8 protein-coding genes are annotated in these 9,968 nt (G+C 56.7%); 4 read left to right on the plus strand and 4 right to left on the minus strand.

Translation table 11 applies throughout. From position 1 onward, the window contains the following. Together VKV18_RS12745 and VKV18_RS12750 are read right to left on the minus strand one after the other, a co-directional pair. Window positions 1-1,009, minus strand: a 1,009-nt coding sequence (locus tag VKV18_RS12745) for a hypothetical protein (RefSeq protein WP_324204577.1), incomplete at its 3' end; no start/stop codon positions are given. A gap of 485 nt (window positions 1,010-1,494) precedes the next feature. Beyond that, window positions 1,495-2,988: a catalase gene (locus VKV18_RS12750; protein ID WP_324204578.1), complete on the minus strand. Its 1,494-nt coding sequence runs from the start codon at window positions 2,986-2,988 to the stop codon at window positions 1,495-1,497. Window positions 2,989-3,199: 211 nt separating this feature from the next. On the opposite strand from VKV18_RS12750, the gene VKV18_RS12755 reads away from it, so the two are divergent. After that, a complete protein-coding gene (locus VKV18_RS12755) occupies window positions 3,200-4,114 on the plus strand; it encodes a LysR family transcriptional regulator (RefSeq protein ID WP_324204579.1) in 915 nt (304 codons plus the stop codon). Here the strand turns inward: VKV18_RS12755 and VKV18_RS12760 are convergent. Together VKV18_RS12760 and thyX are read right to left on the minus strand one after the other, a co-directional pair. Then, window positions 4,098-5,240, minus strand: coding sequence for a Gfo/Idh/MocA family oxidoreductase (locus VKV18_RS12760; RefSeq protein WP_324204580.1), 1,143 nt, complete (start codon window positions 5,238-5,240; stop codon window positions 4,098-4,100). The genes VKV18_RS12755 and VKV18_RS12760 overlap by 17 nt on opposite strands. Before the next feature lie 8 nt (window positions 5,241-5,248). Next, window positions 5,249-6,166: an FAD-dependent thymidylate synthase gene (gene thyX / locus VKV18_RS12765; protein ID WP_324204581.1), complete on the minus strand. Its 918-nt coding sequence runs from the start codon at window positions 6,164-6,166 to the stop codon at window positions 5,249-5,251. A 1,621-nt stretch (window positions 6,167-7,787) separates the two neighbouring features. Between thyX and VKV18_RS12770 the strand changes: the two genes are divergently transcribed. From VKV18_RS12770 to VKV18_RS12780, 3 genes are all read left to right on the plus strand, one after another. Then, on the plus strand, window positions 7,788-8,327 hold the full coding sequence (locus tag VKV18_RS12770; RefSeq protein ID WP_324204582.1) for a type II secretion system protein: 540 nt from the start codon (window positions 7,788-7,790) through the stop codon (window positions 8,325-8,327). A gap of 42 nt (window positions 8,328-8,369) precedes the next feature. Next, window positions 8,370-8,690 (plus strand): H-X9-DG-CTERM domain-containing protein, encoded by a 321-nt coding sequence (locus VKV18_RS12775; RefSeq protein WP_324204584.1) that lies wholly within the window; start codon window positions 8,370-8,372, stop codon window positions 8,688-8,690. 153 nt (window positions 8,691-8,843) lie between these two features. After that, the gene (locus VKV18_RS12780) at window positions 8,844-9,731 is read left to right on the plus strand and encodes a deoxyribonuclease IV (protein ID WP_345786418.1); all 888 of its coding nucleotides are present in this window, start codon (window positions 8,844-8,846) and stop codon (window positions 9,729-9,731) included. Window positions 9,732-9,968: the final 237 nt, after the last annotated feature.

Genomic DNA, 9,968 nt, shown 5'->3' on the forward strand with positions numbered 1-9,968 from the left:
AATTCGCTACCCAATACCCGCTGTTGTCCGAATAGGGCGCTAAATCTATCCCGCTCAATGCAGGCGTCGGGTCGGAGGCCGTGGCCGCTTTAAGCTCCCCTATCAGCTTCTGAAGATAGTCCGGGTCATTGACTTTCAGACTGTCTAGATTACGCGAGGCCGTATCAAGGGCTACATAGCGCTTGCTATAGCTATAAAAAGGAGGAGGGGGAAACAACTGGGTTTTGTTGCTGGTATCATTGACCGCATCCGCATTCGCCGAACTCCAGCTGGCATTGGCAAGCGGGCTACCCAGGTAAGTCATCACCCCACTGACATTATGGGGGTCGCCTATCGGCGTGTTGCTGGCAAACACATAGTGCCCCTTCGCACTCTCTATCACCGCCGGACGATACGGAATAAAGTTCCCCTCATTTAAAAATGGGAAAAGAGTATCTGCCAGCCCATTGGTGGCTGCAAGCACAAACAACGGCTGACCCCCTCGGTCGTAACCCGCCACCTTCATATACTCCTGTTCCCAAGGCAACGTCACCTGACCGGATACCCCGCTCCCATCTCCATTGGCTATAAAGGTCGCCAAAACCGCCCCTGTGGATAAGTCGGAAACCACCACTTTCCCCAACCGTTTCTGAGCATCCGCTATCTGAACCACCAATGTGTACTTCCCATCCGCAGGGTAAAAACCACCCCAGTCCGCCTCTTGGGGAACCTGCATCGTCACAAACTCATAGGTCTCGAAGTTGTCTTGCGAGGGGGTAATCCCGGCGGGATAGCAGGCCAGGTCGGTTTGCAGGGCAAAGGTGCGAGGCGCAGCGTTGGGATTGGTGAGGCTGAGCCAGGTACCTGAAACCAACACAGAGACCGTGATGTTGGCATCGGTAGGCAGCGGCAGCAGGGCGGAGGCTGAAGGGGTTTGGGCGAAGGAAGGGGAAGAGAGCACCAGAGGTGCGGTGAGCCTGGCGAGTGCAGAGGAAAGGAACTGTCTTCGGGGGATGCCGCGTTGAGACATGGTAGGTCGCGAGACGTTACCACCTACGGGGGGGGGACACTCCCTTGCCCTTGTTGCTGTTTGCGTTGTTTTCTGTTCTTAGCCATTGAAGGTGTCTCCTTTGTTTTGGAATAGGTTTGTTCTATGCCAAGAGGACTGGGGAGGCCTCTCGAAGGAGGAGGGGTCTGCTCAGGAGCCTCAGAATGGCCAAGGTTGGATATGCGGTTGTGTGGTCTGTGCTCGAAGGGGCAGCGTGTTCAGACAATAATAGGATAACACAGGGTAGTAGGATATGTCAAGTCGTTTTATGGGTGTGGGGAAAAAATTTTTTTAGGAGATTTTGTTGGTGTAGGAAGGGCTAAGAGGGCAATTGTAGATGAGGGTAAGGGGCGAATAGAGATGCAAGAGAGGGAGTGTTGAAGTGAGGGGAAGAGCGGGGGCTTATCATCAAAAAGCCCCTAGCCCCGAAGGGGCTAGGGGAATAGCATAAGAGGATCAGGTCTCTGTTAGCGGGCGGTAGTGACGCTTACGAGGCCGGGAATTTCGGAGGGGTCAATGCCGAGTTTTTGGGCTACTCGCCGTCCGTAATCTTCATCCGCACGGAAGAAGTGGCCGAGCTGGCGCAACTGCACCTCCTTGCGAGCCTGCCCGAGTGCCTTAGCGATGGCTGTGGTCAGCCTCTCGCGTTGCCCCTCATCGAAGAGACGGTAGAGGTTGCCTGGCTGGGTGTAGTCATCATGATCTTTGGTGGAGTCGTACCGATCTACCGTCACATCCCCAATGTACCAGGCCGGTTCCTTGTACTCCGGTGCGGGCTGTGGGGTGCCTTCTCGTGAGTTGGGAAAGTAGTTGGGTGCACCACCGTACTCTCCATGCGTCATAAACCCATCCCGTTGGTAGTTTTTCACCGGACAGCGTGGGCGATTGACCGGCAGCTGATGATAGTTATTGCCGACACGGTAGCGATGCGCATCGGCATAGCTCATGAGGCGGGCCTGCAGCATCTTATCCGGGCTCCAACTGATGCCCGGCACGATGGCGCTGGGGCTAAAGGCGGCCTGTTCCACCTCCGCAAAGTAGTTTTCGGGGTTTCGGTTTAGTTCCAAGATACCGACCTCGATGAGCGGATACTCGGCATGAGGCCAGACTTTCGTGAGGTCGAAGGGGTTCCAGCGGAAGTTCTTCGCCTGTTCATCCGTCATAACCTGAATGTACATCTTCCAACGCGGGAACTCACCGCGCTCGATGGATTCGAAAAGGTCGCGCTGATGGCTCTCGCGATCCTTGCCGATGATGCGCTCGGCCTCCTCGTCGGTGAGGCATTGAATGCCCTGCATCGTCTTCATGTGGAACTTACACCATACCCGCTCGCCTTTCTCGTTGATGAGGCTATAGGTGTGGCTGCCGTAGCCGTTCATGTGGCGGTAGCTGCGTGGAAGCCCGCGGTCGGAGAAGAGGATGGTGACCTGGTGCAGCGATTCGGGGCAGAGCGACCAGAAGTCCCACTGCATATCCATGTCGCGAAGGTTGGTACGAGGATCGCGCTTTTGGGTGTGGATGAACATTTGGAACTTATAGGGGTCGCGCACAAAGAAGACGGGGGTGTTGTTGCCTACAAGGTCCCAGTTGCCCTCTTCGGTATAGAACTTGATGGCAAAGCCCCGCACGTCGCGCTCCGCATCGGCGGCACCGCGCTCACCGGCCACGGTGGAGAAGCGGATAAAGATGGGAGTCTGCTTGCCGATCTCGGAGAACAGTTTGGCTTTAGAGTAGCGGGTAATGTCGTTGGTGACGGTAAAGGTGCCGTAAGCCCCGGAGCCTTTCGCGTGAACGACCCGTTCGGGGATGCGCTCTCGATTGAAGTGCTGCATCTGTTCGAGTAGCTGAATGTCCTGCATAAGCAGGGGGCCGCGCGGCCCGGCCGTGAGGGCGTTTTGGTTGTCGGCGATAGGGGCGCCGTCGGCAGTGGTAAGAATGGGGTGTTCCTTGTCTTCGGGCATGTTTTGTTTTGACCTCCTGGTGAATTTTAGAGAAAAGCTCTCTCGGCAACGTCATGGCTGCCTAAGAGCTTTTCGGGTGAGAGAGAAAGCGGGATACTTCAGAATAGGACGAAGCCCTGTGCTCCCCACTTTCGCACCTCGTTGTCAGTATAGGACGAAGGAGGTATTATTGTCAAAGACTTTTTTTCTATAGAAACGATAGGCAAAACCTATGGAAATGCACCAACTGCGTTACTTTGTGGCCGTCGCCGAGACGGGGAGCTTTAGCAGGGCTGCGGAGCGATGCTACGTGAGTCAACCTTCTCTGAGCCTGCAGATCAAGAAGTTAGAGGAGGAGCTAGGCCAGCCGCTCTTCGATAGGCTGCGTCGTGGGGTGGCCTTGACGGATGCCGGGAAGCTGTTGTTGCCGCGGGCCAAACAGATTTTGCAGCAGGCACGTGAGGTTGAAGAGCAGTTAAAGCGCCAGCAGTCCATCGAGAACGTGCCGCTTGCAGTGGGAGTTTTGCCCACTATCGCGCCCTATCTGCTGCCTCTGGTGGTGGGGCGGATGCTGGCAGGCCATCCACAGTGTCAGCTTCAGATTCGGGAAGACCTCACGGAACGGCTTTTGGAGGCGTTGGTCAATAACGAAATAGATTGTGCCCTTGTAAGCCTGCCGGCGGAGCATGAGCTGGTAGAGATAGAGGTGCTTGCGCAGGAGCGGCTCTTACTGGTGGTGCCGGACGGCCCGAACTGGCCCCAGGAGAGCTGTGCGTTAAAAGCGATACAGGATTTTCCTGTCATTACCCTGCACGAGATGCACTGCTTGGGGCAGCAGATTGACAGCTTTTGCGCGCAGCAGGCGCTCCAACGGCGCATTGTGTGCCGAAGCGCGGAGCTGAGCACGCTCCAGACCCTTGTAGCAATGGGGTTTGGGGTGTCGTTGGTGCCGGAGATGTGCGCGAGTCGGTCTCCTTTGGAGGGCTGTCGGTATCTGCCACTGGCCGACGAGGGCATTCAACGCGCCATCGCCGTAGCCTGGCGGCGCGACCGTTCGCGCGGGCATCTTGCCCGCCATTTCGTGGAGCAGGTGCGAGACGTTCTGCAATCGGGAGCTTTGCGCTACAAGCCTACCCCATCCCTTTAGGCAAAGCTTTGCGAACGCCTTGAAAACGGCACAACAGCGCGGCGATGTCGGGAAAGCGGCGTAGAGGCAGGCTTACTTTGTTCTGCTCGCAAGCCGATACATAGGCCGCATGAACGGCATCCAAGACGACCCGTGCCGTGTGCGGCCCGATCTCCGGTTCTTCCTGTCGGCGCACACAGGCTGCAAAATGCTGCAAGAGACGCCGAATGCGTACGGCCGAAGGAGAGAGCGCCCGCTCCTCAGGGGTTAGGTCTACGCTCACCCTAGAAGCGTGTTCTCCAACTCGCTGAAGCGTGAGGTAGGGCAGCGGCAGGTTCGTCGCCGTAGAGGCGCCCACCCCTGCAATAAGCTCGGCGTTGCCATGGCTACCGGTGAGGAAATAGCGTTCTTCAGGACGCACAGAGAGCGTGCGCATGAACTGGTGAATGGACCGGCCGTGAGGGTGTGTTACGAGCAGAATGGCCAGCGCATCGGCCTGCGCTTTTTTGCCTCTTGGGTGTGGTGTCCCGATCAGCTGCGCCATCTCCATGTCGGCGCTCACAGCAAACCCTTCTCCCTGCCACCAGAAACAGAGGTCGAGGCTTTGACATGCCAAAAACTGCCAATGCGCATTCCACCCTCCGCTTACGCTATCTCCCGGTGGAAGGTCGGTCTCTTGTGGCAAGCCCCATGTGCAACGCAGCTGCTCTGGGGTACCCAGCGCATTTTCCTGAACCAGCTGGTGTAGTTTCCTAAAAGAGGGGTCGAATCGGCGAGGGAGCGCAGGCATAAGCAGTCGGTCGCTGCGCGAGGCCAGCACGAGGAGGTCATCCATATCGGCGAGGTGCAGAGCGAAGGGCACTTCGGCGAGAACCGGCAGATCGGCTCGAAGGGCATCCGCAATGGCCTGCGCGCGCAAAGCCAGAGGGGTCGTTATCAGCACCGCATCGAGCGGCTGGTCGAGTAAGTCCAGAGTATCTGCGCAAACGGTGGGCCGTCCACCTATTTGTCGCGCCCATATGCGGGCCAATCGCGGGTCGGGATCGGTTACGGCCGTCACACGAAGCTGAGGTGTTGCGGCCAATGCAGCATGATAACGCATCCTTGCGATTTCGCACCCGATCACTCCTATTCGTAGTGGCTCCATAGCAGCTCTCATACTTTCCGAAAAGCGGTATCTAGCCCAAAAGTGCCGTCCGGAAAGGCCACAACTTGATAATCCTCAAACAGGATCGGCTCAACGGCTACTAAACAACGATAGGCAAGAAATGCCAGTGCTCTGATCTCGATTTCGGCATGAAAACTGGCGCGCATTTCTAAAAAGTGGCGCCAGGCGCGTGCATTACCGGTTACCACTAAGGGCGCCTCGGTTTCATTGGGCAACAGCGAACGCGCCGTTTGCTGCACCTTCTTACGGAGATCGGTGCGCATTTCGGCCGAAAGCAGCGGCTGGCCGGCCTGTTGTGCTTCCAAAAGCCGCTCGACCGTGCGCTCATAGTCGGCTGCGGCGCGGTCTATACGCTCCAGAAATTCGGCGTGAAGCGTGGGATTTTGCTGATATTCCGGTCGTTCCACAAACCGCAGAACACGCCCCGACACATAGCGTTGCGATATTTGAGAATAGGAGAAGTGGCGATGGCGCACCAGTTCGTGGGTAACCGAGCGGCTAATGCCGTAGCAGAGCAGGCTAAAGTTGGCATGTTCAAGCACGCTGCCATGCCCCGATTCTTTGATGTTGTCGAAATAGCGTTTGGCTTCTCGGTTCCAGGTTCGCTTTGGGCCGAAGGAGGCATAGCAGAGCTGGCCGGCCGTTTTGCAAAGCTGGGTTCCCGGATCGAGGGGCACAGGGTCTTGCAGATAGGTGGCAAAGCCCAAATCGGGGTCAAAGCCCTCTAGAAAAGTCGCCAGCTCTCCTATCTCTGTTTGTGTGCGCCCGATAAGTATGACCCCCGGATGGCATAGATAGGGTGTTCCCTTTACGGTATGGCAAACCTGCGAGTGGATAGCCGGGAACCCTTTTTCTGTGCCCGATATGGGTATTTCGCGCCAGTCGGTGTGCCCTTCGGCCAACATAGATGCTCCTCAATGCCAACGCTCTTCCCCGGAATGCGGGTCGGCATATCGAATACAGTTGTGTGTTGTATCCCCATTGTTGTACCCCAATTTTGGGGGGCATCGAACCAAACTCTATAAGGACGCAAGTATATCTATTAGTCCTTACCTGCTACCCCTCAAGGCCGGTGGGGCTGAAACTCAAGATTTCTCGTCTTCGGCTCGAAATGACAGTTGTTTATCTCGTCTTCGGCTTGGAATGACAGTCGTATCGCCAGCTCTTCAAGCCCCCACCCCAACCCTCCCCCTATCAGGGAGAGGGGAGACCAATAAGTTCATTGGCAGTTTTCTATGATAACCTTCTCCTTGAAAAACTAACCAAGACCGCCCCCTTTCTTCAATAAGTAAGACACAATAAACGCCTCAGCGGCCAGAACCGTTTCCTTCAAAGCCCATCTCTCTGGCCGCTGCTGTGCCGTCTGCTAAGACCGCTGCGTTGCTGTCTGCAAGACGAAAGGATGGGTAGGGGGCGAGCAAAGTCGGCTTGCTCGGTGAACTGGCTCTAGAGCCGAAGCAATTGGCGGGTTCTGCAGCCTCTACCCCAACTCCCTCAGAACTGGTGGGGATGGAAACCCAAGATTTCTCGCCTTCGGCTCGAAATGACAGTTGTTTATCTCGTCTTCGGCTTGGAATGACAGTCGTATCGCCAGCTCTTCAAGCCCCCACCCCCCGCCCCTCCCCCAATTTGGGAGAGGGGAGACCAGCAAGCTTACTCGCGGTTTCCTTTGGTAGGCTTTTCTTTGAAAAATTAGCAAGATAGCCCCCTTTCTCCCTAATAGGCGGAAAGACTGAGATAGGGGGCGAACAAAGTCAGCATGCTCGGTGAACTGGCTCTAGAGCCGAAGCAATTGGCGGGTTCTGCAGCCTCCACCCTAACTCCCTCAGAACTGGTGGGGATGGAAACCCAAGATTTCTCGCCTTCGGCTCGAAATGACAGGCGTATCGCCGGCTTTTCAAGGCCGACAGTGCTGCGCTCAAGGCCGACACCCTTTCCTCAGCGGCCTGTTTCCCTCCCTTCATCGCCTATCTCGCTGGCCGCTGCGTTGCTGTCTGCAAGACGAAAGGTCGGGATAGGGGGCGAACAAGATAGGCTTGCTCTGTGAACTGGCTCTAGAACCATGAGATTGGCAGTTTCTACAGCCCAACCCCCTCAAAGCACACATCCTTGTCCTCAGAACGGGTGGGAAGTGAAATTCAAGATTTCTCGCCTTTGGCTCGAAATGACAGTTGTTTATCTCGTCTTCGGCTTGGAATGACAGTTGTATCGCTGGCTTTTCAAGCCCCTCCCCAACCCTCCCCGTACACAGGGAGGGAGGGCTAGCCTCCCCCCGCGTGCGGGGGGGATAAGAGGGGGGCTTTGGCATCGGCATTCTGCAGCCCCAACCCTCCCCCTACAGGGGAGGGGAGACCGATAAGTTAACTGGTAGCTTGCTCTGCAAACCGCCTCTAGAACTGTGAGACCCTATGACAATACCACGCGGTTTGAGACTGCGCTTCCTGCCGGATAAACGCTGCAGGAGAGGGCTGCAGTAACAGATAATCTATTTGTAGCATTCCTGCCGGTGCGCACGGGAGGGCAAAAATGAAAGAATCCGCGCCTCGTTTTAAAGGGAAGCACCTTTTGAGGGCGTTTAGCCTTATCGAGCTTTTAGTAATTGTATCTATTATAGCCATTTTGGCGTCGCTTCTGGCGCCTGTGCTGGCGCAGGTGCGCGAACAGGTGCGCAGCACCCTCTGCCTCTCTAATCTGCGCCAACTGGGAATGGGGGTAATGCTCTATGCAGAGGACTACGACGCCATGTATGCCAGCCCCGGATACCTGCCGGGCACATGGCCGATGGATTTGCATCAGCCCTATCTCTCCTCAGGATGGCGCGTTTGGGTTTGTCCCTCCGATACCCTGGCGCGCGTTTGGGACGGTTCCATCAACAGCCCCTCCTTCCTGCGTCGCACCAGCTACATTTGGAACGCCTATGTTTTTCGCGGCGACCCTTCGGATTGGCGTCGTGCCATCTCCTCTGCCGCCGTGCCCACGCCCAGCACATTGCCCGTATGGGGTGAGGGCTATGCCAACCCCGGTTGGGTTGCCGATGCCACCCCTCTCACCGATCCCTCCGCGTAGGATGCCTACATTCACGATGCCTACGGTGACAACCTAAACACCCTGCCCAATGACCCCTTTGCCGCTCGGTGTCCCTATCGCCCACTCTATTTCGGCACCCACCCGCCGGACAGGCGCCACAACGGAGGGGGGAACTACGTGTTTAGTGATGGCCATGCGCACTGGCTCTTCCCAGACGATTTTCGCGTGGCGGCTCTCTACGCCTCCGGTGGCCGTATTGTGGACGACCGAACCGATCCGTTTGTTACCAATGGAGCGCGCATGGCCGCGATCTCGGGGACGGCGCTATGCCCGGTGTTCTGCTGCCCGCGCAACTTCGGCATGCCCCCCGGCGATGGCGAGCGCCCTTGGTTTCGCCCTTAGCGCTCCTGCCTTGACAGACTCTTGAGGAGGTGCTAAAATAGGCAAATCGTGCATCGGGAAGGTTGCTTTTTATGATGCTAAAGGATAACGATGAGCGATAGCGCCCCTGAGAACCTGCTCGTAGGCTCCAGCAATGAGCTGGAAACGCAGCCGCTGCCACGGCTTCTCGGCGCCCATATGCCCACCTCCGGCGGGCTGGCCAACAGCCTGATTAACGGAAAAGCCATAGGCTGTACGGCCGTGCAACTCTTTACCAGCAGTCCACGCCAATGGTCAAATCCTCCCCTTACCTCCGAAGAGATTGAGGCCTTTGAGGCCGCCAAAGAACAGACCCAAATCTCCTTCATTATCGCCCACGATTCCTATCTCATCAACCTCGCGGCGCCGGCTGCCGACGTGCTGGAACGCTCGCGAAGCGCCTTTCGCCATGAGCTTGACCGGGCGGAACAACTCGGTTTGCTGTGGGTGGTTACCCATATGGGTGCCCACTTAGGGCAGGGCGAAGAGGCTGCCATGCAGCGTTTGGTGGAAAGCTTGATCGTTATCTTAGAGGCTACCGATGCGGCTAACTATCGGGTGGGCATCGCGTTAGAGACCACTGCGGGGCAGGGCACCGGTTTGGGGTGGCGATTTGAACAACTGGGAGCCATCCTGGAACAGGTTGGGCCTCACCCCAGGCTCGGGGTCTGTATGGATACCTGTCATATCTTTGTGGCCGGCTACGACATTCGCACGCCGGAGACCTACGAGGCCACCCTCGCCGAGTTCGATCGTCTTGTGGGGCTGCATCATCTGAAGGTGCTGCACATCAACGATGCCAAGAAGGGGCTTGGAAGCCGAGTGGATAGGCACGAACACATTGGGCAGGGCGAGATAGGCGATGCCGCTTTTCAGCGTCTGCTAACCGACCCGCGCCTGCTCAACGTGCCGGCGCTGATAGAGACGCCGGAAGCCGAGACCATGCACGCGGTGAATCTGCGCCATCTCCGCCAACTTATCCTCGGCTGTTCCTCGAAGGAAGGGGAACCTAGGGCGTCGTAAAAGTTACCGAACATCCTGGCGGGATCGGGTGATAAGTTGCCCACCGATTGCGTAGTGAAGTTTGAGATAGGAAAACCCATACTTAAGAAGGGGATGATGGGTAGAATTTTGTATCCATCTTGGAGAAACTTACCTCTATCGCTATCCGTAGATTAGAGTTATACAGAGAGACCACCCGTTTTGTAAGCGGCGTAAGCAGCGATAACCCTGTGGTATCGAGGAGATTGTAAAACCCAT

Source organism: Chthonomonas sp., assembly GCF_035294505.1.
Taxonomy (GTDB): Bacteria; Armatimonadota; Chthonomonadetes; order Chthonomonadales; family Chthonomonadaceae; genus Chthonomonas.